Below are 26,416 nucleotides of genomic sequence, written 5' to 3' on the forward strand. Positions count from 1 at the left end.
ATGAACGGCCCTGACGAGACACAAAGGGAGAACCTTAGCGCGTTCGCCATGGTATCCCGCCATCCGCTGACACCGATGTTGAGGCTCGCAAACGGGCTCGATCGCGTCGTCTCCTTGATTGCGCGGGCTATCGTGCTCACCGCTGGCTGTGCCTTGCTGCTGTTGCTGTTCAGTAACGTGGTTGCCCGCTATGCTCTGGGCGGCGGCTTCTCTTTCGCGCAAGAAATGCCAGAGCGCATCTTCCCGTTCTTCATTATGGCGGGGGTTGCGCTTGGCGTGCAGCATGGCGGGCACATGGCTGTCGAAATGCTGCCGGAAATGTTGGGCCGACGGGCTGAGCAGGTCTTTCGGATCATAGCGCAGACAATCGTGATCATCGGTCACGCGGTTCTGGTCTACGTTACATTCGATGTAGCCAGTCTGTCATGGATCGACGTCAGCCCTGTGCTGAACCTGCCGGCAAGCTACAGCTATTATGCCCTTACCGGGGGATCGGCAGCGGTCATCATTGCAACACTGGCGCTGGTCATTCGCGTGACGATCATCGGACCCGAAGCCATGCCGGTGCCCACGCCAGAGGAGACGGGGCAATGATGAGTCTTGCGATGATCATTATTTTCTGCATCCTGATGATGCTGGCTGTGCCCGTTGGACATGCGCTGATCATATCGTCGTCCGCTGCCATATACTTCTTCGGGGGCCTGCCCTTGAGCATCGTGGCCCAGCAACTCTACCAGCAAACCCAATCGTTCCCCATGCTGGCCATGCCCTTCTTCATGCTTGCCGGAACGCTGATGCTGGGCGGCAAACTGGGTGCGGAGCTGCTCAGCTTTGCGTCGAAGGTCATGGAACGTTGGCGCGGCGGGCCCTTGGCAACGACAGTCGTTGCTTCGGTCGTCTTTGGTGGCGTATCGGGCTCCGCCGTTGCCAATGCCAGCGCCCTCGGCTCGGTGCTCATTCCCTGGCAAAAGAAGCAGGGGTATCCGGCCGCCCTGTGCTCGGCCAACAACTCGACGTCCGCCGTTATCGACATCTTAATTCCCCCGTCTATCCCACTCATCCTGTATTCGTTGGTCAGCGGCACATCGATTGCGGATCTGTTCGTCGCTGGTCTTCTGCCTGGTGTTCTGCTTGCCGTCGGGCTTTTGTTGACCTGCAACTGGATTGCGCGTCGCCGCGGCTTCACTGCCCCCGAGCGGTCCGCCAACTTTCAGGAACTCAGCCGTCTTGCCTTCGTCTCCAGCCCGGCCCTGCTGTTGCCGGTCCTAATCCTGCTTGGATTGCGGTTCGGTATTGCCACCCCAACCGAAATTGCCGTCCTGGCGGTTGTCTATGCGCTGGTAATGAGTGTGTTCTTCTACCGAGACATTACCTGGAAACGATTCCGCGACAACATGGTTGAAGCTGGCATTGCAACCGGTGTCGTCATGCTGGTTATCATCGGCAGTGCGGTTTGCGGCTGGATTCTGACCTTTGACCAGGTTCCCGAACGCTTCGCGGAATGGATCGGAGCCACTGTCCAGAATCCGATCCTGATCATTCTGTCCATGAACATTCTGCTGCTGATTGTTGGGATGCCGCTGGACCTGCCGCCTGCAATTCTGCTTCTCGGTCCAATCTTCGTGCCGCTGGCAGCATCCATCGGGCTTGATCCCGTTCAGCTGGGGTTGATCATGGTGCTGAACCTCGGCATCGGGCTCTACACGCCGCCCATTGGCACGACCCTGTTCATATCCGCGTCTATCGCCAAAACGTCCCTTGGTGCCACAACGCGCGAGCTTTGGCCGTTCTTTCTGGTGTCGATGATCGTTCTGGCACTGGTCAGCTACGTCCCGGCGCTGACGATATACTGACCCTGGCAACGCGGCGGGGATGACCGCCGCGCTGCTCCTGATGCTGCACAAAAAAGGCATCACACCAACCCTGTTTTCACACGTGTCGGCGATCAGCGGATTGCCGGGTGGTCCTTGCTGTGCCGACGCAAGCCACCTTCAGAGAAACAAAGGAGCGAACATGAGCGGTATCTCCGCCAGCCAGTTGCCAAACATGAGCCTGCCACGGCGCGCATGGGAAATCCGCCGCAAAGCCGTACGCATGGGCCAGGTTCAGGGGCAAGGTTATGTCGGTCAAGCCTTGGGCGTAGCCGATGTGCTTGCCGTGTCGTACTTCCACGCACTGAACTATCGCGCTGACGATCCCGAATGGGCGGGCAGAGACCGGTTTTTGTTGTCCATTGGCCATTACGCTATTGCGCTCTATTCAGCGCTGATCGAGGCGGGTATCCTGCCCGATCAGGAACTTGAAACCTACGGCGCCGACGACAGCCGCCTGCCAATGTCTGGCATGGCTGCCTACACGCCCGGTATGGAAATAACCGGCGGCTCGCTGGGTCAGGGGCTTGGGATCGGCGTTGGAATGGCGCTTGCCCTGAGAGCCAAAAACAATCCGGCCTTCGTCTTCAACCTGATGTCGGATGGCGAACTCGGCGAAGGCTCTACCTGGGAGGCTGCCATGTCGGCGGCCCACCACAAGTTGTCCAACCTGATCTGCATTGTGGATTTCAATGATCAGCAGGCGGACGGCAAATCCACCCAAACGCTCAGTGCCGAACCGCTTGCGGACAAATGGGCAGCTTTTGGCTGGCATACACAGCGGGTCGACGGCAACGATATAGATGCGCTGGTCGCCGCTTTCGATACAGCCCGCAATCTGCCGGACCCTAAACCGCGCGTCATCATCTGCGATACACTGATGTGCAAGGGCATACCTTTCCTCGAAGCCCGTGAAATGGCGCATTTCGTTCGCGTGGAGCCCGACGAATGGCAAAAAGCGCTCGATGTTCTCGATGAAACCCGCCCGGCTTGAAGGACACGGACAGAATGGTAACACGAACTTACGATCCGCACCGCAAATGGGAGCCTCGCATCCCCACGCCTGGTGAAGGCGGAAAAACCTCTGCAATGATCGCGTCGCTGGCCGCCGAAGGTTATGATGCGGTACCGGCGCCCTTTGGCCATGCGCTTGTCGCACAGGCCCGCAGCGACGCCCGCATCGTCGGCCTTACCGCCGATCTGGCAAAATACACCGATCTGCACATCTTCGCGGAAGCCTTTCCCGAACGGTTCTACCAGATGGGCATGGCAGAACAGGTCATGATCTCGGCTGCGGCAGGCATGGCACGGGAAGGCTTTATCCCTTTCGCCACGACCTACGCAGTCTTTGCGTCACGGCGCGCCTATGACTTCATCGCCATGGCAATCGCAGAGGAAAATCTGCCCGTCAAGATCGTTTGCGCCTTGCCGGGCCTTACAACCGGGTATGGCCCCAGCCATCAGGCAACAGAGGATTTCGCAATATTCCGCGGCCTTCCCAATCTGACAATTGTCGACCCATGCGACGCGATTGATGTTGCGCAAGCCGTACCGGCGCTCGTCGCGCATGACGGCCCTGTGTACATGCGCCTTCTCCGTGGCAAGGTCCCATCCGTCATTCACAAACATTGCCCGGACTATCAGTTCGAACTGGGCAAAGCCAAACTGTTGCGGGATGGCAAGGATGTGCTCGTCATTGCATCCGGCTTTATGACCATGCGCGCCCTGGACGCAGCAGTGGAGGCTGAAAAGGATGGTATTTCGATTGCCGTGCTGCACTGCCCGACGATCAAACCGCTCGATACGGACACGATTCTGGCGCAAGCTGGACAACCCGGTCGTCTCGTTGTCACGGCGGAAAACCATACGCGCATTGGTGGTCTTGGCGAAGCGGTAGCATCGACGCTGCTGACCAACGGCGTGACCCCGAAGTTCCGGATGATCGGCCTGCCGGACCAGTTTCTGGATGCGGGTGCCTTGCCGACGCTGCACGACCGCTACGGCATTTCGACCACCGCGATACTCTCGCAGATCCGTGGCTGGCTCTGACACGTCCACATCTCATCGTATTTTACATTCGCCCACGCCAAGCTCGGTGGGCACAGACAAAGGATATCTAGATGGCAACCGCTTTACTTGATGGAACATTCGCAGTGGTCACCGGTGCGGCGTCGAAGCGTGGTCTCGGCAAGGCTACCGCCCAACTTTTCGCCGATCACGGCGCAACCGTCGCAATTCTCGACCTTGAGGCAAGCGCCGCTATAGACGCCGCCGCCGATCTTGGATCACAGCACCTTGGCATGGCTTGCAATGTTACGGATCTCGAGAGCGTTCGAAAGGTCGTTGACGAGTTGGTCACCCGGTGGGGACAGATCGATATCCTCGTCAACAATGCCGGCATCACGCAACCCTTGAAGATCCTGGATATCGCGCCCGAGAATTACGACGCCGTTCTGGATGTTAACCTGCGCGGCACATTGTATTGCAGTCAGGCAGTCATTCCCCATATGCGGGCTCGCCAAAGCGGCAAGATCATCAATATGTCCTCCGTCTCCGCGCAGCGCGGCGGTGGCATTTTCGGTGGGCCCCATTATTCTGCCGCGAAGGCCGGTGTTCTGGGCCTCACCAAAGCCATGGCTCGTGAACTTGCACCCGATAATGTGCGCGTAAATGCTATTTGCCCTGGCTTTATAGCGACCGACATCACCGCAGGCATGCTGACACCGGACAAGCTGGAGGAGATCAAGGCGGGCATTCCAATGGGCCGTGCGGGAACCGCTTCCGATGTGGCGGGCTGCGCCCTTTTCCTTGCCTCCGACCTGTCCGCCTACGTCACCGGCTCGGAAGTCGATGTCAATGGCGGATCCTTGATCCACTGATACGCGGTCGACGCAATTCTTGCAGGAGAACAGCACGATGAAACTTGGACTGGGCAGTTATGCCTTTCGCTGGTCTATTGGCATAAAGGACGTGCAACCCGCCACGCCCATGACGGCAATGGAGGTTCTTGAGATTGCCCATCTCCATGGCTTGCACGTCGTGCAATATGCCGACAATCTGCCGCTAGACCGGCTGACGCCCCATGATCACCACGCCCTGAAGGCACGCGCGGATGACTATGGCATGGCGCTGGAACTGGGCACGCAATCTTTCAACGCTGCGGAACTCGCCCGCTATATTCCCATCGGCGAGCGTATCGGTGCCAGAATCCTGAGAGTGGCGCTTGATGCGGAGGATGCGTTGATTCCTGTACCGGAACTAGCCGCCGAAATCCGCGATCTGCTTCCGGATGGAAGGAAAGCTGGCCTGCGCTTTGCCATTGAAAACCACTTCAACTACCCCTCTTCGAAGATGGTTCAGTTGCTCGATACGGTCGCAGATGATGCGCTGGGCGTATGCCTGGATGTGGCCAATTCCATCTGCGCTGGCGAATGGCCAATGACAACGGTCAAGATGCTGGCACCCTACGCGATCAACCTGCACCTGAAAGACTATCAGATCACACCGGATCCTTATGGAGTGGGGTTCCGCATTCATGGTACACCGCTGGGCGAAGGGCGCGCCGAGATTGCCGAGATACTTGAACAGCTTGCGCATTGCCCTGATGATATGAGTTGCATCCTCGAGCACTGGTTGCCGCAGACGACAGATATCGAAGCGACCTGCCGTCAGGAACATGCGTGGTTGCAACGCACCGTAGCGGCGGCAAAAAGGTTCGTACCCGGCAACCCTTGAACCCGGCCAATGTGTCAGTTTACGAAGCGAAAGAACCATGATCCACAAAACAAAAAAGCTCATCAACGCCCCCGAAAACATCATCCCGGAATTTATAGAGGGGTTCGTGGGTTCACATTCGGATTTGCTGACCGTGGAAGGTCCAACAGGCCGCGCGGTCGTGGCACGTCATGGCCCGAGGGACGGGAAAGTCGGTATCGTCATCGGCGGAGGCTCAGGGCATGAACCGGCGTTTCTCGGGTATGTGGGTCAGGGTTTGGCCGATGCCGCTGCGGTCGGAAACGTTTTTGCGTCTCCATCACCCGAGCATATTCTCGATGCCGGACGTGCCGCCGACGGGGGAAAGGGTGTTCTGTTTCTCTACGGCAACTACACCGGTGATGTTTTGAACTTCACAATGGCTTCGGAAGACTTGGCTGCGGAAGGCACGCCGGTTAAGCAGTTTGCGGTAACGGATGATATCGCTTCGGCACCGCTTGAACGGCATCGCGAACGGCGTGGTGTGGCTGGCGATTTCTTTGTTTTTAAATGTGCCGGTGCAGCGGCCAGTCTTGGTGAAAGCCTTGACAGCGTCCATGCTGCAGCAACTCTGGCCAATGACCGGTGCCGTTCCATGGGCGTCGCACTCGGCGCATGTTCATTGCCGCAAACGGCGACGCCGAACTTCGAGATCGGCCCGGAAGATATGGAAATCGGCATGGGTATCCATGGCGAGCCGGGAATGCGCCGCGCCAGATTGGCACCTGCCGACACGGTTACCGATATGTTGATGGAACCGGTTGTGCAGGAACTGGACCTCAAGAGCGGCGACCGGGTGGCCGTGCTGGTTAACGGTTTGGGAGCAACGACGCAGCTAGAACTCTTTCTGGTGTACCGTCGTGTCCAGCAGATCCTTCAAACCAGAGGCATACTTATCCACGCCAACTGGGTTGGTAATTACACAACGTCGCTGGAGATGGCGGGGGCCTCGGTCACACTGTTGAAGCTTGACGATCGTTTGACGCAACTGCTCGACCACCCCTGCCACACACCCGCGCTGACAGTGGGACCAATCAAGACACCGGAACCGACGGCAACGCGCTTCGAACGCAAGGTGCAAAGCGTCAACGCAGAAGCGGTGGTAGTGCGTGAGACGCTTGCAACATCGGGTCGCATCTCACCCGCGATCTTTGTTGGCATGATGCGGGCGGTTGCCGATACGATCCACGCAGAGAAGGATCATTTATCCCGCCTTGATGGCGTGCTGGGCGACGGGGATCATGGCGTTACCATGGATATCGGCTGGACTGCTGTGTGTCAGGCGTTTGCTGACCGGGACAAGGACGAGGTGATCAGCCAAACCTGCGAGCGAATGGCCCACGCGTTTCTCACCGCCGTTGGCGCATCGTCGGGGCCGCTCTATGCGAGCGCCTTGCGCGCCGCTGGAAAGGCCGTCGCCGATCGTTTAAACTTGGACGGCACGGCAACAGCAGCCTGGATCAAGGGCATGGTGGACGGAATTTTGGATCGGGGCGGAGCCAAACCGGGCGACAAAACGATGGTCGACGCCTGGGTGCCTGCCGCAGAGGCCGCAGTCGAAGCGGCTCGGGCGGGCGGCGATGAACTCGCGGTTCTGACAGCCGCACGCGATGCAGCCAAGGCCGGCGCGCACCATTCCGCAGGGCTTGTGAGTACCCGCGGGCGTTCTGCGAAGCTTGGCGAACGATCCATCGGCCATATCGATCCGGGCGCAATGTCAGCCTATCTGATGATCAATGCAATGACAGGCGCTCTGGAAGCGCTATGGTCATCCTCGGAAACCCTTTAACGTGCTGTCGCGAAGGGTGCCATTATGGCCACAACTGCCCGCGTCGCCAGATGGCATTCTCGCGCGTGTACAGCAGCCGGTGATGTCGCCTGTCTTTCGCCCCCTGCCAAAATTCGACCTCATGCGGTGAAACGATAAAGAGCGCCCAATTTAACGAAACGCGGTCCGGCGTTTCAACCAAGACGCGCTCATAGGCAGCGAGAGTTTCCGCCAGTTCCTGTCTTGATGACAGGGGCTGGCTTTGTCGTCCGGCGAAAACATTTGCTTTCGCTGCGGCGGATCGGGCTAAGAAGTCGGCGTCTCGCTCATGATCGTCAGCCTTGAAGGCACGGCCACGGATACGAACCTGCCGACCGAGCGGAGACCAATAAAATGTGAGAGAGACGTTGGGGTTCGCTTCTATCTGGCCGCCCTTCGGTCCATTGCCTGTTGTTGCGAAATGCCAACCCCTTGCATCGAGGTTTTTGAGAATGAGCACGCGGGCATCCGGCTGGCCGGTCTCGTCTACCGTCGATAGTACCATCGTGTGTGGCTCCTGAATGCCGGCATTGATCGCATCCTGTAACCAGACGCCGAAGAGCTCAATGGGATCGGCAGGGGTTGTGGTCATATCGAAATCCGGGAATGGGCCCGCCAGGGATGGCAGGGCACGCAATACGTCTTTCATCGTTTGTCTCCCGGTTTTGCGACGATCAGTCGAAGGGATCCTTCGAAGAACGGCTGTCTGCGCAGCCCGCCATAGCGCGCATCCCAGGTACCATCGGAAAGATCCCGTCTGAGGTCCGCCACAAACCGGTCCCCGACGCTCGGGTCGACAAAACTCCATGCCGAATTGGCAAGCCGCGCTCCCGCCTCCAACAGGCGTTCGGGTCTTCCGTAATAGGCCTCGCTAAATCCATCGGTGCAGCTGAGTGGTATAGGGACAGACAGACTATCGACATGACCGCCCAATCCCTCCGCAATTGTACTAATCGCAGGATAGCGGCGGGCCTCGACAGCGATCATTTCAGGCGCATAGTCATTCAGCCAGCAACGCGTCAGTTCGCTCGGATCGCAGGTGAGGATGAGAACCGGCCCGCGCGTAACACGCCGCATTTCCAACAGCCCGGCCTTCAGATCAGGCCATTGATGCACGGTGAACGTTGCCATGCTCGCGTCGAAGCTTTGGTCGGAAAAGGGTAAGGTCTCGGCAACCGCATCGATTGCGACGGGGAGATGCGCCGGGCGTTGCGCCCGCATGGATGCTGATGGTTCTACAGCAGTCACGGCGCGATCGACCGGCTCGTAGGATCCGGCACCAGCGCCAACATTCAATACCGTCTTCGCATTGCCCAGTGACTGTCGAATAACCTCTGCAATATGTGGGTCCGGCTGGCGGTAGTTCGAATAGCCCTTGCCGATGATGCCATAATCGGCATCGCCAGCGCTGCCATCGTCATGTCGAGTGTCCATTGTTCGTTTCCCTTGATTGAAAGAGCAGTTCACCGCAGAGTCAGGTCCACAAATGGTGTGCCTGACGCGATCTCTGCGAAGACAACCCTATCTTTTGCGGTATGGAAACCGATATGATCGAACATTCATTGTTCGGAAAACGCACATGGCTCGACATATACCTTCCCTGAATGCTCTTCGCGCTTTTGAGGCCGCCGGTCGGCTTGGGCGCATGACGCTGGCGGCCATCGAGCTTAACGTGACCCATAGCGCTATCAGCCGCCAGGTCCAAAATCTCGAGGCTGTTCTGGGTGTGCCTTTGTTCGAAGGCCCGAAAAACCGTTTGCGGCTGACTGAAGCGGGAGTCACGCTACTGGCTGGTCTGGGCACTGCATTTGATCAGATTGACGCTTCGGTGCGTTCGGTTGCCGATACCGACGAAGGCCCGCTCGATGTTTCCTGCCCGGGAACGTTCACGATGCGGTGGCTTATTCCACGGCTTTACCGGTTTCAGACGGACTACCCAAACATCGATGTGCGGCTGACTGCGTCATCCAAGCCCGTGGACTTCGAGCGCGATGGTTTTGACGTGGCTATCCGGGTGGGCGATCCTCCCTGGCCCGCAGGTGCTGATGTTATTGCGCTCTTTCCGGAACAGATCGGCCCGGTTCTGGCTGCAATGCCTGCCACCGGACAGGTTGAAAGTCTGCATGGCTTTCCCGAACTGCACACCCGCACACGACCCAGCGCGTGGCCAGACTGGCGGGCGCGCTCCGGACGCTCGATTGCCGCAGGTCCAAAGGTCGATTATGAGCATTTTTATTTTATGCTGGAGGCGGCACGGGCAGGACTTGGGGTCTGCGCCGCGCCTTGGCCCTATGTGGCCGATGACATCAAAGCGCACAGGCTTGTAGCCCCATTCGGCTTTATCGATAGCGGTCATAGCTACGTGGCGCTGCGTCGCTCACGGCGCAATCGCAAGGCCAGCCTGTTCTGCGATTGGCTTCAAGCGGAGGCCGAACATTTTCAGCAATCGGATCCCGCCGAACCAGGCGGTGCCTTATAGACAATGTCCGGTGATGGTCAAATGACCATCGCTGCAAGGCACGCCAGAAGCCCAAGGACGTTCGGATAAAACGTCATTGCAAAGCCGAATGCCCGCCCTTTTGCGCCGTATCGGTAGCCTGCCCAGAACAAAAATCGGCCAGCGCTAAACAGGCACGTCATGGCTGTTATCAGCGCGACGGAGTGGTCAAATGTTGCGACGATGACCATATGCGTAAAGATCGCGAGAACGGTCTGCTCAAGGGTATTCTGCAGAATCGCACTTGCCTGCCGAACATCTGCAGAGCCAGATCCGGAACTGCTCCCGGCGATATCCTGCGACGAGAAAAATCGGTAGCGCGCTACATTTCCAATTGCCGCTGCCAGCCAGATGACGACGAACAGGTCAACGCATAGAACGGCTTTCAAACGGTCTGTAAACATCAGAACCGGTGTTGCATGATCCCGCAAGGCCACACCCGCCATCACCGCGACCACCAGAACCAAAGCGCAGCCCATCGCGACCAAAACACCGCGTTGCTCTCGTTTAAACTCCGCGGCGGTCAAGGTATCCATTATCGCACGACGCTTCGGTTTCGGCCATGCGATTTGGCTTCATAGAGGTTGGCGTCGGCACGCCGGTAGACCTCCATGAATGACCTATCGGTTTTGGTTAAAGCCGTAGCGCCCATACTGATGGTGAGTTCAATATCCGGCGGAAGCGATGTCACCAATCGCCCAACCGAGGCGTGGATGCTGGACGTCAGCAATTCCAGATCAACCGCGTGCTCGAAGCTCATGATGCAAAACTCATCACCGCCGATGCGCACGACCTTGTCCTCACCGGACGTCGCAGCCCGCAATCCCTCGCACACCGCAATGATTGCCTGATCGCCGACGGCGTGGCCCCAAACATCATTGATGGTTTTGAAACGGTCAATATCGATAAGGATCAGCGCCGCGTCCGACCCCTTCTCGATTGCCGTTTCGAAATCAGGACGTCCAACTTCATTCAGCCAGCGCCGGTTCAGCGTGTGGGTCATGCCATCGGTATAGGCAGCCCGTGTAATCGTCAGCAGTTCCTGATCAAGATGCTCCAGTGTCTGCTGCACGCCAGCCATAAGACGCCCCGCCTCGTCTTCGTATTGAACGGGCAGAAGTGGTAGAACATGTTTGTCGGAGTAATCTTGCAGCGCCTTCGCCGATCGCAACAGCGGCTCAAGCATTCCGGCCAGTGTCACGAATGTGAAACCGGTGCCGATGATGGTTCCGAGCAGAACGACACTGATAACCTCGATGGATATTGTCAGATTCGATTTGGCGAGTGCCCAGACAACCAGTCCGATCAGCGGCACATGCGTTCCGATGAAGCAAACGAGCAGGATGCGACCGACAAAGGATTTCGGCCAACGAAGTTTTTGCATGCGTCGGTAGATGTACATTTTCGAACTCTTCATTCCCGTCGCCTGTGCGATACAGGCTTAGAAATGTGTGTTCAACAACAAACATCATACAGATCAATAGTATTATACTGCATCATATGCAGTATATCTTATTTATCAAAGAGACAAGCGGCGACGATTGCGCCACAGGTCGTGGATCTTCAATTTCTCGTATGAAAATGCTTGAGAAACGAGCGTGTTGCTTCCTGCACGGGATTGTCGATCACCGTGCGAGCGGGTCCCTCCTCGACAACCACGCCATCGCGCATGAACACCACGGTATCTGCGACTTCCCGCGCAAACGCAATTTCGTGGGTAACGATGATCATCGTCATGCCCTCGGCCGCCAGATCTTTCATGACAGACAGAACTTCGGAAACCAGTTCCGGGTCGAGAGCAGAGGTCGCCTCGTCGAATAACATCACGTCCGGTTCCATCGCAAGCGCCCGGGCAATTGCCACACGCTGCTTTTGTCCGCCGGAAAGGCGCTGCGGATAGACGTCGGCTTTTTCGGCCAGACCGACTTTCGCCAACAGCTTGCGGGCCAATACAGCGGCTTCAGCCTTGGGGGTTCCTTTGGCTGATACCGGCCCCTCCATGACGTTTTGAAGCACAGTCATGTGCGGGAAGAGGTTGAAGTGCTGAAACACCATCCCCGTGCCCATGCGGAAACGTGCCTGCTGTTGGCCGGACGGCAGGCGTGTGCCGGGGCCGAAGGAGAACGCATCCTTGCCGATCTGCACCGTGCCGCCATCGGGAATGATCAGCAGGTTCATGCACCGCAGAAGGGTGGACTTGCCCGATCCCGAAGGGCCGATGAGGGCAACCACGTCACCGGTTGGAACCTTGAGATTAATGTCCCGCAGAACGACCAGATCGCCGAATTGCTTCTTCAGCCCGTTGATATCAATTTTGTAGCTGTCAGTGCTCATATCAGCCTCAATCGCTTGCCCGCAGGGATTTTTCGCTTTTCTTGACGATAGCTGTCAGCGGCACGAGAACCACGAAATAGATGATCGCAATGACGGTGTAGACTTCCAGCGGCCTGTAGGTTTCGGTGGCGGCCGCCTGACCCTGATACAGCAGGTCCGGCACGGCAAGCACCGAAACGAGCGACGTATTCTTGAACTGGATGATCGACTGGTTCATCAAAGGCGGGATCATCTGCTTGACGGCCTGTGGAAGGACAATGCGGCGCATGACCTTGCCGGACGTCAGGCCCAGTGCAAGGCCGGCCTCGCGCTGGCCGGTGTCGATCGACTGGATGCCGCCACGGATCACCTCGGCGTAGAACGATCCGCCATACAGCGCCAGCGTCAGGATCGAGGCCGTTATGGCCGTCATCTCGATCCCGATCAGAAGCGGAAGCGCATAGTAGAACCAGAGCAACTGGACCAGCAGAGGCGTACAGCGAAACAGTTCGATATATCCCCAGGACAGCCAACGCAGCGCTGCAAAACGCGAGAGCTGTGCCAGCCCTGCGACAAGACCAATCATCAGCCCAAGAACGATGACTGCCGCCGTCAGCGCTATCGTGACCAGCGTGCCTTCGAAGAGGAGCCCGCGATAGCTCCAGAGGATACTGAAATCCCATTGATACATGATGTCTCGCCCTTTGCTTCAGTCCGGCGCGCGCACATTGCGCGCGCCATCTCGTCCATCAGAAAGTTACGCCGGAGGGCAGGTCTTCCAGAGTGATATCAACCTTCAGAAGGCTGTTCAGCACCGCTTCGCGAACGAGGCCAAGCCCCTGAGCGTAGACGATCCAGGTATTGAGGAAGTCGCGCATCGTCTTGTCCGTCTCGCGGCGAACCGCAGCATTGGATGTGGAGCCGAACAGCGGCAACGGCGCAATACACGTGCCAAGGCGCGGATTGGTCTTCACGGCCTTGACGCCGCCCTGCCAGAAGATGGCCTGAGCATCGGCCCGACCGGTGGACAGAGCCATCGTCGCTTCGTCCAGTGTCTTCAGGCGCGTGATCGTCGCGTTCGGGCACAGCCGCGACGCGACCTGATCATGGGCCGAGCCCATATCAACGACCAGTTTCACCTCCGGCTTGTTGAGATCAGCCCACGTCTTGGGCTCAAAGCCCGGCTTTGCGATGACGGTCAGTGCGCTGTTGTAGACAGGAACGGTAAAATCAACCGCCAGAGCGCGCTTTGGTGTCGGGTTCATGCCGAACATGACATCCAGCTTGTTTGCCTGAAGATCGAGAATACCCGTGCCCCAGGTTGTTTCCACCATCTCCAGTTCAACCTCCATATCGGTGGCAAGTGCCTTGCCGATATCGTAGAACTGGCCGCCCCATTGACCGGTTTCCCTGTCCCGTACGGTCCATGGCGCACCCGTCGGTACGCCGCCGATGCGCAGCTTCTTGGAGCTCATGACCTGCTGGAACGTCGTCGTTGCTGCGGACGCCGCCTGTGCGTTTGCGGCTTTCGAGCTTGCGCCGACAGCCGCCGCCACGATTGCGCCGCCGCCCAGAAGCCCGGCAAATTCTCGTCTGGTTACCATGCTATTCCCCTTTTTTCCTTAGGTTATTGCGCCTGCCCATCGGGCATCGGTCACAAACGCATGGGCGAATGCCCACACGCATTACGGCATCAGTAAAACGCCCGGATTCATCAGGTTCTGCGGATCGAAGAGCTGTTTGATGCTCTTCATCATGTCGTAGCGGAGCGGATCGGCGAGACGCGCCAGTTCTTCCGGCAGCTTCCGTCCCACACCGTGCTCAGCGCTGAAGGTTCCGCCGAACTGCGCTCCCACGTCGTGAATGGCGCGCTCCACGTCAAGGGCAAAGGCGTCCTTGTCCGGGATCGTTGCCCAATGCTCATGTGGAAACATCAGGATATAGTGAACATTGCCATCGCCCAGATGACAGACGACCTGCGTGACAGCCTGCGGAAAACGCTCTGCGGATACTGTGTCGGCGGCCTCGATAAAACCGGGTACGCAGGAGGTGCGCACGGCAACGTCATGGACGATGCCGACACCTTCCTTCTTGTTGGCTTCCGAAACCGAGTGCCGGACGTGCCAGATTTCCTCAGCCTGCTGCTTGGACGAGGCAACGACCGCATCGCGGATCAGGCCCGCCTCAAAGCTTGCCTCCAGCAGCTCACCCATCATCGCGTCGAGATCGGTGTGGGCGTCCGATGTGCTGAGCTCCACCATCAGGGACCATTCCGGCAATGCTGAAAACGGAATGCGGACACGGTCGACATGGCGTTGCACCAGCGCGAACTGCGATGCCGAAACCAGTTCGAAAGCCTCGATGAACTGGCCCGCCGTCGCGCGAAACGCAGAGAGCAATTTTACCGCATCGGCTGGCGAGGCAACGTCGATCCATGCATGCGCGCTGTTGGACAGTTTCGGGAAGAGCTTGAGTGCGGCACCGGTGATGACCCCGAGCGTGCCTTCTGCACCGATGAAGAGGTGGCGCAGCTGGTATCCGGTATTGTCTTTGCGCAGGGCTGCCAGATCTTTCAGAATACGGCCATCGGCCAGAACCACTTCCAGACCCGCAACCAGATCACGCATGGGGCCGTACCGCACAACGGCGGTTCCCCCGGCATTGGTGGAGATCAAGCCGCCGATCTGGGCGCTTCCTTCGGCTCCCAGATGCATGGGAAACTGCCGCTCGACATTGTCCGCCGCCTGATGGACCTCCGCCAGAATAGCGCCAGCATCAACCGTGATGACATCCGATATGACGTCGATGTCGCGGATGCGGTTCATCCGGCGCAGCGACAGAACGATGCCGGGCTTGTCCACATTGCGGCTTTCCGGCACAGCGCCGTAGCAAAGGCCGGTATTGCCGCCCAATGGAAAGACCGGCTGCTGCAGCTCAAACGCCAGCTTCAAGACCGCCGATACCTCCTCGGTGGAGGCGGGAAGCACGACGCAGAGTGCGTTGCCATGCTTTCTTTCACGCCAGTCCGTCAGGTAGGGATGCATATCCGTCGCATCCGTGATGACGCCTTTGGGCCCTACAATGTGCAGCAGTCGATCAATCATTGAACGTCTTTCTCAGGCGAGTTTGGCAGACAGTGCCTGCTTGGCAAGGTTTTGCAGCTTGGCAAGCGTTGCCTCACTCGGGTCCTGCAGCGGCAGCCTGACACTACCGACCGGCATACCGACCAGTTCCATGTACTTTTTCAACGGGCCGGGGTTGGTTTCCAGAAACAACGTCTGGACGATGCTGTTCACGGATTCCTGATGGGAGAGCGCATCGCGCAGCTTGCCTTGTGCCGCCAGCTCGAAAATCTCGACCCAGACCTTGGGATAAATGGTGGCCGATGCCAGCACGCCGCCGCGGGCGCCAAGGGAAACATGGGTTGCGAAAAGAGGCTCTTCGCCGCTGAGAATGGCAATCTTGTCGCCTGCGGCTTTAACCGTCTTGATAAATTCCGGGACATCGTAGGAGGAGTATTTCATCCCGACAATTGACCCATCCTCTGCCATTCCGGCTATTGTGTCGGCGCTAACAGAGACATTGGTACGATAGGGAATCTGGTACAGAAGCACCGGCAGGTCGACTTCCTGGCGATAAGCCTTGAAGTACGAGCGGATCGCCTCCTGCGTTCCGGTGGCGTAATAGGGCGTAACCGTCATGACACCCGATGCGCCGACGGATGCAAAATCCTTGCCCGCCTCGACCGCATCCTGAAACCCGGGCGAAACCACGCCGGGGATAACCGGCTTGCCCTTAGCTGCTTCCACGCAGGCTTCAACGATCGCCTTGCGCTCGGAGCGCGAAAAGGCAGGATATTCGCCGGTCCCGCCGATTGGAACCACTCCGGAAGCGCCGCTGTCCAACTGATAGCGGACGAGCTTTCTAAGCGCATCGAAATCGACCGACTTGTCGCTCTTCAACGGTGTCACGATAGCCGTGTATAGGCCGCGAATGCTGTCTGCGGATAGTGTCATAAATCTGATTGCCCCTGGCTGGGACCGCCGCGAATACGCAAGAAATCTTGTGTGATCGCGGCCGTTCCCCGGTTTTCTCGTTGTGTTGATCGCTTCACAAGGGCAATAATCGATGACGAAGGTGTGCATGTCAATCGATTGAGAAAATAAATTTACTATAGGAAAAATATGCACTATTCGGTAATACGTGGGCAGCAGTCGATGGCAATGGCATAGTGTGAATCTGGAACGGGGGTCAGAAGCAGTGGATGAGATAGTGGCAAGTCAACCTATTCACGATCAGAAACTGTTCATTCAGGAGGTGATTCGACGCAAGACGGACGAAAGCGCCGTCGCCCGGGAGCAGGTTTTCAGTGCTGTCGATATTGGTGCCCGCCTGCGTGAAATCAGAAAAAGCCGGAAAATGACACTGCATGACCTGAGCAAGGCAACCGGTGTTTCGGCCTCGGCCTTTTCCAAGATAGAACGTAACGATCTGTCTCCGACGATTGGCACCCTCCAGCGCATAGCGCACGGTCTGGGAATGGATGTCATGGAGTTTCTTAACGAACCGCCGACCACGCCCAATACCTATGGTCGCCGCAGCATAACGCGGTCCGGCAGCGGCAAAGTTCATGAAACGAACACGTGTTCGAACAATTTTCTCTGCTCCGACCTGCGCAACAAAAAGATGACCCCGATGGTGACCAACGTTTCGGCACGGTCGACGGATGACTATCAGGCATGGGCAAATTCCGACGCGGAAATTTTCCTGACCGTTCTGGAGGGGACCTTGATCGTGCACAGCAAGCTGTATGAGCCGCTCACCCTCAATCAGGGTGACTCGTTTTATTACGACGCCAATGTGGAACATGCCTGGACCTCTGCCGGGCCAACCGACGCCAAGGTTCTCTGGGTTCTGGCTCTGGCCTAGAGCTTCTTGTTTTGCCGCATTGTCCAGACGCAAAAGCGATTTCGCGTTTGCTGGACATGCTCTAGCGGGGTTTGCCTGTCATGCCGCATCTCCTGAATGCACACGATTATCGTGCGGCTGCCCGCCGCTTTCTTCCAAAGGCGTTATTCGACTATATCGACCGTGGCGCGGAGGACGAGAATGCGCTTCGAAAACTGCGTGATACCCTGGACGCGGTCCGTCTGGTTCCCAGCGTTCTGACGGGCCATACGGATCGGGATTTGACCGCCGATGTCCTGGGTCAGAGGATGGCGATACCCGTTATCATCGCCCCCACAGCGCTGGCTGGAATGGTCTCCCATAACGGTGAAATCAAGATCGCGCGGGCTGCCGAACGCATGGGCATTCCCACATGCGTCAGCACCCAGTCCGTAGCAACGATTGAAGACATTCGATCGGGATGTCCCGCCGCAAACCTCTGGTTTCAGCTCTACCTGTGGAAGGACCGCGCGCTTACGGCATCCCTGCTCGAACGGGTCCGAATGGCAGGCGTGGATACCCTCGTTGTTACCGCCGACACGCCCGCAGGGCCCAAACGGGAGTACAACCAGCGAAATGGCTTCGCAATTCCGATCCAGTATTCGGCGCGTCTCGGTTTCGATGTCCTGTCCCATCCGCGTTGGCTGATCGGCGTTTTGCTGCGATACATGGCGACGACGGGAATGCCCACCTACGGCCATTATCCGGAGGAGTTTCGCAGCTCCGTCACACGAGCACAGCTTGCCGAACGTGTCCGGTTGGAAAACCATTTGAACTGGGAGGATATCCGCGAACTGCGACGCTTGTGGACGGGAAAGCTCGTTATTAAGGGCATTCTCAGCGTCGCAGATGCCGAACGATGCCACGCCGCCGGTGCGGACGGAATCGTCGTCTCGTCACACGGTGCCCGCAATCTCGATGTGCTGCCATCACCGGTGGAAATTCTGCCGAAGATTGCCGATGGATTTGCGGATAAGCTCGACATCATTGCCGACAGCGGTGTCCAGCGGGGAAGCGATATCATCAAATATATTGCTCTGGGTGCAAAGGCCGTGATGACCGGGAGATTGCCGCTTTGGGGCCTTGCTGCGCGCGGCGAGACCGGCGCCGATGCTCTGCTCGCCATGCTGCGCAACGAGATCGATCTGACACTGGCCCTGCTCGGTCGCAAGACGGCGCAGGACTGCGAAATCTTTGACCATCGCGGTCCTTAGGCAATATCCGCCAAACGATAGCCGACGCCCGTTTCGGTCAGGATGTGGTGAGGCTGATCCGGGCTTTTTTCAATCTTCTGCCTCAACTGCCGAACGTAGACGCGCAGGTACTGGACGTCGGCGATTTCACCCCAAACCTTTTCGAGGATGAAACGGTGGGTCAGTACGCGGCCCGCATGTTGCACCAGCAGCCGAAGAATCTCATATTCCTTCGGTGTCAACTTTACCTCGGTGCCACTCACCTTCACCCGTCTTTTCACCAGATCGACGGAAAGATCACCGGACGTGAACACCGCATTTTCGCCTTGCGTCTGAAGCCGGTGGCGAAGCGCAAGACGAATGCGGGCGACCAATTCGTTCATGCCGAAGGGCTTTGTCACGTAATCATCCGCGCCGAGTTCCAGGGCCTGAACGATCCCGGCCTCATCCGTCCGGCTTGACAGGATGATGACAGGGAAAGAGACCTTGTCTGCACGCCATTTTGCCAACAGTGTCTGTCCGCCCATATCGGGAAGCCCAAGGTCGAGCAAGGCGAGGTCCGGAGGCTGCGTTGACGCCATTTGAATGGCGGTTTGTGCATTGGGCGCACCCTGAACGACAAAGCCCTGAGACGACAAGCCGACATCTAGCAGCCTGCGAATGGGTGTCTCGTCGTCGATCACCAAAATTCTGAGGCCGGGTTGGGTCATAACGATACCTTTTGCGTTTCCAGCGGCTTCGGCAGGTCGATGATGAAAATCGCGCCGGGCCTGTCCGTTCTGTTCGTCGCCGTGATACTGCCACCCATCGCCTCGACAAACCCTCTGCAAATGGACAGGCCAAGACCTGTACCAGCCTTGATGTGATCAATCTTGCGCACGCGATAGAAACTGTCGAATATTCTCTCCAGATCACCAGACGGAATACCCTGCCCTTCGTCAATCACCCGCAGCCGGATATGCGTATCGGTGGCCGTTGCGTCAATGTGGATCGCTGTCGCCTCAGGCGCGTATTTGGCTGCGTTGTCAATCAGATTGAACAGCACTTGCTCAAACAGAACGGGATCAACCTTCACCATTGGCAGATCATCGGGTATTGACACGGCAATCGAATGACCCGCCGTTATCTTGGTCGAACGCGCCAGCGCCGATCCCACGATGTCACCGACATAGTGCAACGCAGAGTTTGGCTCCATGGCACCGGAGCCGATGCGCGTCATGTCGAGCAGATTGGCAATGAAGCGGTTCAGCCGCTCCGATTCATCAATAATCGTCGTCAGCAACTCGTCCTTTGCCGCGTCTGAAAGCGCGTTTCCGAAATCCTTGATCGCGTCCGCCGAGCCGAGAATTGCGGCCAGCGGCGTCTTGAGATCGTGAGAAATGGAGGTGAGCAGCGCGGCTTTCAGCCGATCTGTTTCGGCGGCAAGTCTGGCCGTTTCCACATCGGCAACGAGATGGATGCGCTCGATAGCAAGAGCGGCCTGATCGGCAAGGGCGTCAAACAGGCGCTGTTCATCGGCGTTCAGCATCGGCCCCTGCCGGTCGTTGTCCAGTCCGATCACGCCAATGACGCCGCGTCCGGTTCTCAAGGGCAGGTACAGCCGTCTGGCGCCCGGCAACGTGTCGGCAGCCCGGCCCGCCGGTCGGTCGTGTTCCCAAGCCCATTTGGCGGCTGCGATATCGGCGTCCAGCAGCGTGTCATCCGGGGGATAGCCGGCTCTCACGGCAAGCGTACCGTCTTGCGGCAGCAGAACGACCACGCGGACCTTCAGCATGGATGCAATCTGGTAGGCTGTTACCCACAGGACGTCATCAAGCGTCCCGGTCCCCGCCAATTTTCGTGAGAAAAGATAGAGGTCCTCGGTCGTTCGCGCGCGCTGCCGGGCCGCCGTTGCCTGTCGTTGGACAGCCGCCGTCAGATTGCTGGACACCAGCGCGGTGCCAAGAAAAAACAGAAGCGCCACAACGCTTTCCAGATCGCGAATGGTCAAGGTGTAGCGCGGTTCCAGAAAGAAAAAGTTGAACGCGACGGCACTAAGGACCGAGGCGAAGATGCCGGGGCCAAGCCCCCCTCTGACCGTTGCGGCAAGAACACCCATGAGAAAGACGAGCGCAAGATTTTGAACATTCAGCGCCTGTTCCAGCAGGATGCCGAAGATGACTGCGAGCGACACGAAAGCGACGCCGAAAAGGTAGTTTTTAGGCTTGAACTTGCGGGCGGAGGAAACAGTCCGAACGCCCCTCGACACCACTTCATCCGCACCACCGCACAGGATGTGCACGCTGATCGCGCCGCAATGCCGGATCAGGTCATGGGTGACGGAACCCTGTAGAATTTCCCTCCAGCGCGGTTTGTCAGACTTTCCAATAATCAGATGGTTGAAATTATTGGCATTGGCATAGGCAATCAGTTCCCGGGATATATGAGCGGCGGGAAGCGTGATGGTTTCAGCACCCAATTGCTCGGCGAGCCGCATGGAGGCCGCCAGACGATCCTTGTCGGCATCGGCAAGAAAGGCAGCTCTGGGTGTTTCCAAATAAATGGCGGTCCAGGGTGCGCGCAGCCTCTCGGCCCGCCGTCGGGCGTAGCGCACAAGGGCTGCGGCATTGCGACCGTGGTCCAGACAGACCAGAATGCGTTCACCCGCCGCCCAGGGGCCGGAAATCGCATGCGCCTGCATATGGTTCAACAACTGGTCATCCACGCGCTGGGCGGTTCTGCGCAAGGCCAGTTCTCGCAGGGCAGTGAGGTTGCCGGGTGAGAAGTAATTCTCCATGGCACGCCGCGCTGTTTTGGGAAGGTAGACCTTGCCATCCTGCAGCCGCTTGATCAGGTCCTGCGGCGTTATATCGACAATCTCGATTTCGTCGGCGCGATCGATAATGGAATCCGGCACGGTTTCGCGAACCCGGATGCGGGTAATCTGGGCAACGATGTCGTTCAGGCTTTCAACATGCTGGATGTTGAGGGTCGTATACACATCGATGCCGTTGGTCAGTAGCTCCAGCACATCCAGATAGCGCTTGGGATGGCGGCTGCCGGGCGCGTTGGTATGGGCGAGTTCATCAACGAGCACCAGAGCGGGATGGCGCGCAAGAATGCCATCGAGGTCCATCTCACCCAGTGCCTGCCCTTTGTAGACAGTGGAACTGCGCGCCACGGTCTCAAGCCCGTGCACAAGGCCTTCGGTTTCGCGTCGGCCGTGTGTTTCGACAAGGCCGATGACGACATCGCACCCTTCTGCCTTGCGCGCTCTGGCCGACATGAGCATTTCATAGGTCTTGCCGACGCCCGGTGCCGCGCCAAGAAAGATCTTCAGTTTGCCACGGCTTTCCTGATCCGCCTGCTCCAGAAGCGCTTCCGGAGACGGGCGGCGTTGCCATCTGGTTTCCGTGTCATTGGCCATAGTCAGCTCCACGCAGACGGCAGCTCATACATGGCAGCTGCCGTCTCCCTTGTCATTTCAGCGTGTACCCAACTTGTCCAGTGCAAGGTTCATGTCCAGCACGTTCACCAGCCTTTCGGGCGTGAAGGGCCCGCCGGGTGCAAAAGCAGTTCGCTCGATCACATCACTCACGACGTCGACGGGCATGTTGCGAGCCTGCGCGATGCGTTGGGCCTGATAGCGCGCCGCCCGTTCGGTGATATGCGGGTCCAGTCCTGCGCCGGAGGCTGCGGCAAGCTCGGCAGGAAGCGGGTTGTCAGCAGTCGCCCCGTAGGCGGCCACCGTCTGTGCGGCGCGGTCCGTCAAATCTGTGCTGGTTGGCGATTTGTTGGAGCCCCCGGCGCCCGCGCCATTGAAATCAACTGCCGATGGGCGAGGCCAGAAGTACCGCGGCTGGGTGAAGGCCTGCGCGATCTGCCTGCTGCCAACCACCTTTCCATCCGGCGTCCTGATAAGGGAGCCGTCAGCCGTTTGTGGCGTCACAGCCCGGCCAATGGCCCAGACCACCCCGGTATATCCACACACGCAGAGCACCATGGATGCGAGCGTGATGCGCAGACTTGCGAGAAACGTTTTCATAATCGATCGTCCTTAGTTCATAAACATGACGTGTTCGGCAATCGGGCCGAGGGTGGCGGCGGGAAAGAAGGTCAGTGCACCCACGATAATTACGGTGGCCGTCAACATGCCGGCAAAGGTCCCGTCTTCGACCGACAGCGTTCCGCTGGATTCGGTGGCGCGACGTTTGGCCGATAGCGAACCAACGATTGCCAGGGGCAGAATGATCGGGATGAAGCGTGCAAGCAGCATCACCGTGCCAGTGGCAATGTTCCAGGCAACCGTGTTGTCGCCAAGGCCCTCGAAACCGGAGCCATTGTTGGCAGCTGCGGATGTAAACTCATAGAGAATTTCACTGAAACCATGTGGGCCGGTGTTGGCGAGCGTATCGGCACCCCATGGCGTGACCGCAAAGATTGCCGTGCCAACGAGGATGAAGAAGCCATGGGACAGAAGGCCCAACATGGCAAATTTAACTTCCTTGGCTTCGACGCGCCAGCCGAGATATTCCGGCGTGCGGCCAATCATCATACCGGCGATGAAGACACCCACGATGATATACATGAACATATTGACCATGCCGACGCCGACACCGCCAAAGTCTTCATTCAGCCACATGCCTATCATCGGCATCATACCGGTCAGCGGATTGAGGCTGTCGTGCATGGCGTTGACGGAGCCGTTGCTGGTGGAGGTGGTGACCACCGACCAGAGCGGACCCGCAGCCGCGCCGAAACGCAGTTCCTTTCCTTCGAGATTGCCCACATCCTGTGTAATGGGCAGTGATGCGAACGCATGTGTCGGTTCAGCCTCAAACCCGACGGACGCCACGACGCGAGCCCCCATCAGAACCAGCATAACCGCAAACAGCACGGCAGCGTGCTTCGTGCGACCGATGATACGGCCGAACATCCAGACACACGCCATCGGGATGAGGATAATGGACACTGTCTGAACCACGTTCGACCAGAATGTCGGATTTTCCAGCGGATGCGCACTGTTGGGGCCAAAGAAGCCGCCGCCATTGGTGCCCAGCTGCTTGATGGCCACGAAAGCGGCCACGGGGCCCCGCGCAATCGTCTGCTGCACACCTTCCAGCGTGGTTGCGACGATGGACCCTTCAAATGTCATGGGGAGCCCGGTCAATAACAGAAGGATGGACACAATGAGCGCAAGCGGCAGCAAGACAAGGAAGGTGGCGCGTTGCACATCAACAAAGAAGTTTCCAAGCGCACGGCCCGCAAGGCCACGCGCCAGTGCTGCCAGCGCCGCCAGTCCAACGGCTGCCGATACGAACTGCAGCCACATCAGGCCAGCCAGTTGCGACAGATAGCTCATCGAGACTTCGCCGGAGTAATGCTGGAGGTTTGTGTTGGATGTGAACGACGCGGCAGTGTTGTAGATCAGGCTGCCTTCCAGTGCCTGTTTCCCATCCGGGTTGAACGGCAGGTCTTGCTGAAAGGCCAGAACAGCGAAAACCACCATGAACATGACGATGTTGAAACCCAGAAGCGAGAACACATACGCCTTCCAGGTCTGATCGCCGGTGGATGCGGAGCCGCCGATGGCCTGGAACAGACCGGTGAAGCCATTGCGGTCCTTCCTGCCCGCAGCCGGGTCCATCGCCCAGGCCAGATAACGGCCGAGCGGCCAGGACAGGAGCGCCGTGCCTGCGATAATCATGACGACAAAGAGAATTGCTTGTACCATTTGGATATCTCCGGCATCAGGCCTTATCGAGGGCAGATGCCAAGGCAAACAGCAGTCCGAAGACGGCAAGGCCGAGGATGAGGGTGAGGAGTGTCATATCGTTGATCCGATCAGGCGAGATGGAGGGCCGAAACAACCATGTCGATGAGCTTGATGCCGATGAACGGCACGATCAGACCGCCAAGGCCGTAGATCAGCAGGTTTCGGCGAAGCAGCGGCCCGGCGCCGATTGCCTTGTAGGCCACACCCTTCAGCGCCAGCGGAATGAGGGCGATGATGATGAGAGCGTTGAAGATGATGGCTGACAGAATGGCGCTCTGCGGCGTCGACAGCCGCATAATGTTGAGGCTGTCGAGCTGAGGGTAAAGCACGACGAACATGGCCGGGAGGATGGCAAAATACTTTGCCACATCGTTGGCGATTGAGAATGTCGTCAGCGAGCCACGGGTCATCAGCAATTGCTTGCCGATCTCCACGATTTCAATCAGCTTGGTGGGATCGCTGTCGAGATCCACCATGTTCCCGGCTTCGCGCGCGGCAACCGTGCCGGTATTCATGGCCACACCCACATCAGCCTGCGCAAGCGCTGGCGCGTCATTGGTGCCATCGCCACACATGGCCACCAGTTTGCCTTTGGCCTGCTCCTCGCGGATCAGGTGCAGCTTGTTTTCGGGCGTTGCCTGAGCGAGAAAATCATCGACACCCGCTTCCGCCGCAATGGCGGCAGCAGTCATGGGATTGTCGCCGGTGATCATCACAGTGCGGATACCCATCCGGCGCAGTTCGGCAAAGCGCTCCTTTATACCGCCCTTGACGATATCCTTGAGATGAATGACGCCGAGCAATTGCCCATCCCGTGCCACGGCGAGCGGTGTACCGCCTTCCCTGGCAATGGTATCGGCAATGGCCTGCCCCTCTCGGGCAACAGCCTCGGGCAATGCACTACCGCCAGCCATGGATCGGGACTGGAGGTATTTGAGGACTGAATCAACCGCACCCTTGCGGATCGACGCGCCCTCGAGGTCCACACCCGACATCCGGCTTTGTGCCGTGAACGGTACGAATGTGGCGTTCAGGCCGGTCATGTCACGGGCACGGATGCCGTATTTTTCCTTTGCCAGCACCGTGATGGAGCGCCCTTCCGGCGTTTCGTCCGCAAGGGACGCCAACTGTGCTGCATCGGCCAGCTCCTGCTCGCTCACGCCCGTGACTGGACGGAATTCCGTCGCCTGACGGTTGCCGAGCGTGATGGTGCCGGTTTTGTCGAGCAGCAAGGTATCGATGTCGCCCGCAGCCTCGACAGCCCGGCCCGACATGGCCAGTACGTTGAAGCGCACAAGGCGGTCCATACCGGCAATACCGATGGCCGACAACAGAGCGCCGATGGTTGTGGGTATCAGCGTTACGAAAAGGGCAACCAGCACGATGATGGGAATAGCGCCGCCCGCATAGCTCGCGAAGGCCGGGATGGTTGCCGTCGCCATGACAAAGATCAGCGTCATCGCGGCGAGAAGAATATTCAGAGCGATTTCGTTGGGTGTCTTCTGACGCTCGGCACCTTCGACAAGCGCGATCATGCGGTCGATAAAGGTGGATCCGGCGGCAGCGGTAATTCTGACCTTGATCCAATCCGACAGAACCTGTGTGCCGCCCGTCACCGCTGATCGGTCGCCGCCCGACTCACGAATGACCGGAGCGGATTCGCCCGTGATGGCAGCTTCATTGACCGAAGCAATGCCTTCGACAATCTCACCATCGGACGGGATGATATCGCCTGCTTCCACAAGGACGACATCATTTACTTTCAAAGAATCGCCGGGAACATCCTTCCAGTCGCGACCGTCGGCGTTCAGGAGCAGCTTCGCCTGGGTTTGTGAGCGAGTGCGGCGCAGCGACTCCGCCTGTGCCTTGCCACGCCCTTCCGCAACGGCCTCTGCAAAGTTGGCAAACAGCACGGTAAACCAAAGCCAGAGAATGATCTGGAACGAAAAACCCAGTCCCTCGGCACCGGTTATCAGGTCCTTGAAAAACAGGATTGTTGTCAGCAGTGAAACGACAGCGACGACGAACATGACCGGGTTTCGGGCCAGCGTGCGTGGATCGAGTTTGACAAAGGCACCGCCAATGGCAGGAATAAGAATGCGAGTATCAAGAACACTCGCGGATGTGGGCTGACTCATAGGAGACCCCGATGTGAATGGTTGATAGGACAATGGTCCATGGGCTGCTGCCACGCGCCCGGTAAGCGCCGCGACGCCCGTTGTGCCTGTATGGTGATCAGTTTGAAAAAGGATGTGGCGCGCTCGACGGGCCGCCGGGACG

General features: G+C 58.3%; 24 protein-coding genes. 10 read left to right on the plus strand and 14 right to left on the minus strand.

Annotation, left to right across the window (positions count from 1 at the left end; genetic code table 11):
• The 7 genes from IFT84_RS08300 (at position 1) to dhaL (ending at position 7,413) form a co-directional block, all read left to right on the plus strand.
• Positions 1-594, plus strand: a complete 594-nt coding sequence (locus IFT84_RS08300) for a TRAP transporter small permease (RefSeq protein WP_192118196.1) — start codon at positions 1-3, stop codon at positions 592-594.
• Positions 594-1,853 carry a TRAP transporter large permease gene (locus IFT84_RS08305; RefSeq protein WP_192118371.1) on the plus strand — a complete coding sequence of 420 codons (1,260 nt, stop codon included), beginning with the start codon at positions 594-596 and terminating at the stop codon, positions 1,851-1,853. Before IFT84_RS08300 ends, IFT84_RS08305 begins: the two co-directional genes overlap by 1 nt.
• Before the next feature lie 160 nt (positions 1,854-2,013).
• A complete protein-coding gene (locus tag IFT84_RS08310) occupies positions 2,014-2,865 on the plus strand; it encodes a transketolase (protein WP_192118198.1) in 852 nt (283 codons plus the stop codon).
• Between the two features lie 14 nt (positions 2,866-2,879).
• Complete coding sequence (locus tag IFT84_RS08315) at positions 2,880-3,920, plus strand: transketolase family protein (RefSeq protein WP_192118200.1); 1,041 nt, start codon at positions 2,880-2,882, stop codon at positions 3,918-3,920.
• Between the two features lie 71 nt (positions 3,921-3,991).
• Complete coding sequence (locus tag IFT84_RS08320; protein ID WP_192118202.1) at positions 3,992-4,750, plus strand: SDR family NAD(P)-dependent oxidoreductase; 759 nt, start codon at positions 3,992-3,994, stop codon at positions 4,748-4,750.
• Positions 4,751-4,787: 37 nt separating this feature from the next.
• Complete coding sequence (locus tag IFT84_RS08325; RefSeq protein ID WP_192118204.1) at positions 4,788-5,606, plus strand: sugar phosphate isomerase/epimerase family protein; 819 nt, start codon at positions 4,788-4,790, stop codon at positions 5,604-5,606.
• Between the two features lie 37 nt (positions 5,607-5,643).
• Entirely contained in the window at positions 5,644-7,413 is a 1,770-nt protein-coding gene (dhaL, locus tag IFT84_RS08330) for a dihydroxyacetone kinase subunit DhaL (RefSeq protein WP_192118206.1), read from the plus strand.
• 22 nt (positions 7,414-7,435) lie between these two features.
• On the opposite strand, the gene IFT84_RS08335 is transcribed toward dhaL, so the two are convergent.
• On the minus strand, positions 7,436-8,080 hold the full coding sequence (locus IFT84_RS08335; RefSeq protein WP_192118208.1) for a pyridoxine/pyridoxamine 5'-phosphate oxidase: 645 nt from the start codon (positions 8,078-8,080) through the stop codon (positions 7,436-7,438).
• Positions 8,077-8,865, minus strand: a complete 789-nt coding sequence (locus IFT84_RS08340; RefSeq protein ID WP_192118210.1) for a class I SAM-dependent methyltransferase — start codon at positions 8,863-8,865, stop codon at positions 8,077-8,079. The genes IFT84_RS08335 and IFT84_RS08340 overlap by 4 nt, the downstream gene beginning before the upstream one ends.
• 145 nt (positions 8,866-9,010) lie before the next feature.
• On the opposite strand from IFT84_RS08340, the gene IFT84_RS08345 reads away from it, so the two are divergent.
• Complete coding sequence (locus IFT84_RS08345) at positions 9,011-9,910, plus strand: LysR family transcriptional regulator (RefSeq protein ID WP_192118212.1); 900 nt, start codon at positions 9,011-9,013, stop codon at positions 9,908-9,910.
• Between the two features lie 17 nt (positions 9,911-9,927).
• Here the strand turns inward: IFT84_RS08345 and IFT84_RS08350 are convergent, their stop codons facing one another.
• The 7 genes from IFT84_RS08350 to dapA form a co-directional block, all read right to left on the minus strand.
• Positions 9,928-10,464 carry an MAPEG family protein gene (locus tag IFT84_RS08350; protein WP_192118214.1) on the minus strand — a complete coding sequence of 179 codons (537 nt, stop codon included), beginning with the start codon at positions 10,462-10,464 and terminating at the stop codon, positions 9,928-9,930.
• Entirely contained in the window at positions 10,464-11,345 is an 882-nt protein-coding gene (locus IFT84_RS08355) for a GGDEF domain-containing protein (RefSeq protein WP_192118216.1), read from the minus strand. Before IFT84_RS08355 ends, IFT84_RS08350 begins: the two co-directional genes overlap by 1 nt.
• Positions 11,346-11,491: 146 nt before the next feature.
• Entirely contained in the window at positions 11,492-12,262 is a 771-nt protein-coding gene (locus tag IFT84_RS08360) for an amino acid ABC transporter ATP-binding protein (RefSeq protein WP_192118218.1), read from the minus strand.
• A 7-nt stretch (positions 12,263-12,269) separates the two neighbouring features.
• Positions 12,270-12,932 carry an amino acid ABC transporter permease gene (locus IFT84_RS08365; protein WP_192118219.1) on the minus strand — a complete coding sequence of 221 codons (663 nt, stop codon included), beginning with the start codon at positions 12,930-12,932 and terminating at the stop codon, positions 12,270-12,272.
• 58 nt (positions 12,933-12,990) lie between these two features.
• Positions 12,991-13,845 carry a transporter substrate-binding domain-containing protein gene (locus IFT84_RS08370; RefSeq protein ID WP_192118220.1) on the minus strand — a complete coding sequence of 285 codons (855 nt, stop codon included), beginning with the start codon at positions 13,843-13,845 and terminating at the stop codon, positions 12,991-12,993.
• Positions 13,846-13,926: 81 nt separating this feature from the next.
• Positions 13,927-15,345 carry an FAD-binding oxidoreductase gene (locus tag IFT84_RS08375; protein WP_192118221.1) on the minus strand — a complete coding sequence of 473 codons (1,419 nt, stop codon included), beginning with the start codon at positions 15,343-15,345 and terminating at the stop codon, positions 13,927-13,929.
• 12 nt (positions 15,346-15,357) lie between these two features.
• Positions 15,358-16,257, minus strand: coding sequence for a 4-hydroxy-tetrahydrodipicolinate synthase (gene dapA / locus IFT84_RS08380; RefSeq protein WP_192118222.1), 900 nt, complete (start codon positions 16,255-16,257; stop codon positions 15,358-15,360).
• Positions 16,258-16,513: 256 nt separating this feature from the next.
• Here dapA and IFT84_RS08385 point away from each other — a divergent pair, with 256 nt between their 5' ends.
• Positions 16,514-17,170, plus strand: coding sequence for a helix-turn-helix domain-containing protein (locus tag IFT84_RS08385; RefSeq protein ID WP_342212846.1), 657 nt, complete (start codon positions 16,514-16,516; stop codon positions 17,168-17,170).
• An 80-nt stretch (positions 17,171-17,250) separates the two neighbouring features.
• Positions 17,251-18,402, plus strand: a complete 1,152-nt coding sequence (locus tag IFT84_RS08390) for an alpha-hydroxy acid oxidase (protein WP_192118223.1) — start codon at positions 17,251-17,253, stop codon at positions 18,400-18,402.
• Here the strand turns inward: IFT84_RS08390 and IFT84_RS08395 are convergent.
• The 5 genes from IFT84_RS08395 to kdpB form a co-directional block, all read right to left on the minus strand.
• Positions 18,399-19,091 (minus strand): response regulator transcription factor, encoded by a 693-nt coding sequence (locus IFT84_RS08395; RefSeq protein ID WP_192118224.1) that lies wholly within the window; start codon positions 19,089-19,091, stop codon positions 18,399-18,401. The two genes, IFT84_RS08390 and IFT84_RS08395, sit on opposite strands and share 4 nt — an antisense overlap.
• The gene (locus IFT84_RS08400) at positions 19,088-21,787 is read right to left on the minus strand and encodes a sensor histidine kinase (protein ID WP_192118226.1); all 2,700 of its coding nucleotides are present in this window, start codon (positions 21,785-21,787) and stop codon (positions 19,088-19,090) included. Before IFT84_RS08400 ends, IFT84_RS08395 begins: the two co-directional genes overlap by 4 nt.
• A gap of 57 nt (positions 21,788-21,844) precedes the next feature.
• Positions 21,845-22,405, minus strand: coding sequence for a potassium-transporting ATPase subunit C (locus tag IFT84_RS08405; RefSeq protein ID WP_192118228.1), 561 nt, complete (start codon positions 22,403-22,405; stop codon positions 21,845-21,847).
• Between the two features lie 12 nt (positions 22,406-22,417).
• Positions 22,418-24,094 carry a potassium-transporting ATPase subunit KdpA gene (gene kdpA, locus IFT84_RS08410; protein WP_192118230.1) on the minus strand — a complete coding sequence of 559 codons (1,677 nt, stop codon included), beginning with the start codon at positions 24,092-24,094 and terminating at the stop codon, positions 22,418-22,420.
• Positions 24,095-24,204: 110 nt separating this feature from the next.
• Positions 24,205-26,274 carry a potassium-transporting ATPase subunit KdpB gene (gene kdpB / locus IFT84_RS08415; RefSeq protein WP_192118232.1) on the minus strand — a complete coding sequence of 690 codons (2,070 nt, stop codon included), beginning with the start codon at positions 26,272-26,274 and terminating at the stop codon, positions 24,205-24,207.
• Positions 26,275-26,416 lie beyond the last annotated feature (142 nt).

Origin of the sequence: Rhizobium sp. CFBP 8762, from assembly GCF_014841565.1 — a bacterium.
Classification (GTDB): Bacteria; Pseudomonadota; Alphaproteobacteria; order Rhizobiales; family Rhizobiaceae; genus CFBP-8762.

Bases quoted from the DNA above. Each gene is read 5' to 3' on its own strand.
- IFT84_RS08300 (WP_192118196.1), top strand. From the start codon at position 1: ATGAACGGCCCTGACGAGACACAAAGGGAGAACCTTAGCGCGTTCGCC.
- IFT84_RS08305 (WP_192118371.1), top strand. From the start codon at position 594: ATGAGTCTTGCGATGATCATTATTTTCTGCATCCTGATGATGCTGGCT.
- IFT84_RS08310 (WP_192118198.1), top strand. From the start codon at position 2,014: ATGAGCGGTATCTCCGCCAGCCAGTTGCCAAACATGAGCCTGCCACGG.
- IFT84_RS08315 (WP_192118200.1), top strand. From the start codon at position 2,880: ATGGTAACACGAACTTACGATCCGCACCGCAAATGGGAGCCTCGCATC.
- IFT84_RS08320 (WP_192118202.1), top strand. From the start codon at position 3,992: ATGGCAACCGCTTTACTTGATGGAACATTCGCAGTGGTCACCGGTGCG.
- IFT84_RS08325 (WP_192118204.1), top strand. From the start codon at position 4,788: ATGAAACTTGGACTGGGCAGTTATGCCTTTCGCTGGTCTATTGGCATA.
- dhaL (WP_192118206.1), top strand. From the start codon at position 5,644: ATGATCCACAAAACAAAAAAGCTCATCAACGCCCCCGAAAACATCATC.
- IFT84_RS08335 (WP_192118208.1), bottom strand. From the start codon at position 8,080: ATGAAAGACGTATTGCGTGCCCTGCCATCCCTGGCGGGCCCATTCCCG.
- IFT84_RS08340 (WP_192118210.1), bottom strand. From the start codon at position 8,865: ATGGACACTCGACATGACGATGGCAGCGCTGGCGATGCCGATTATGGC.
- IFT84_RS08345 (WP_192118212.1), top strand. From the start codon at position 9,011: ATGGCTCGACATATACCTTCCCTGAATGCTCTTCGCGCTTTTGAGGCC.
- IFT84_RS08350 (WP_192118214.1), bottom strand. From the start codon at position 10,464: ATGGATACCTTGACCGCCGCGGAGTTTAAACGAGAGCAACGCGGTGTT.
- IFT84_RS08355 (WP_192118216.1), bottom strand. From the start codon at position 11,345: ATGAAGAGTTCGAAAATGTACATCTACCGACGCATGCAAAAACTTCGT.
- IFT84_RS08360 (WP_192118218.1), bottom strand. From the start codon at position 12,262: ATGAGCACTGACAGCTACAAAATTGATATCAACGGGCTGAAGAAGCAA.
- IFT84_RS08365 (WP_192118219.1), bottom strand. From the start codon at position 12,932: ATGTATCAATGGGATTTCAGTATCCTCTGGAGCTATCGCGGGCTCCTC.
- IFT84_RS08370 (WP_192118220.1), bottom strand. From the start codon at position 13,845: ATGGTAACCAGACGAGAATTTGCCGGGCTTCTGGGCGGCGGCGCAATC.
- IFT84_RS08375 (WP_192118221.1), bottom strand. From the start codon at position 15,345: ATGATTGATCGACTGCTGCACATTGTAGGGCCCAAAGGCGTCATCACG.
- dapA (WP_192118222.1), bottom strand. From the start codon at position 16,257: ATGACACTATCCGCAGACAGCATTCGCGGCCTATACACGGCTATCGTG.
- IFT84_RS08390 (WP_192118223.1), top strand. From the start codon at position 17,251: ATGCCGCATCTCCTGAATGCACACGATTATCGTGCGGCTGCCCGCCGC.
- IFT84_RS08395 (WP_192118224.1), bottom strand. From the start codon at position 19,091: ATGACCCAACCCGGCCTCAGAATTTTGGTGATCGACGACGAGACACCC.
- IFT84_RS08400 (WP_192118226.1), bottom strand. From the start codon at position 21,787: ATGGCCAATGACACGGAAACCAGATGGCAACGCCGCCCGTCTCCGGAA.
- IFT84_RS08405 (WP_192118228.1), bottom strand. From the start codon at position 22,405: ATGAAAACGTTTCTCGCAAGTCTGCGCATCACGCTCGCATCCATGGTG.
- kdpA (WP_192118230.1), bottom strand. From the start codon at position 24,094: ATGGTACAAGCAATTCTCTTTGTCGTCATGATTATCGCAGGCACGGCG.
- kdpB (WP_192118232.1), bottom strand. From the start codon at position 26,274: ATGAGTCAGCCCACATCCGCGAGTGTTCTTGATACTCGCATTCTTATT.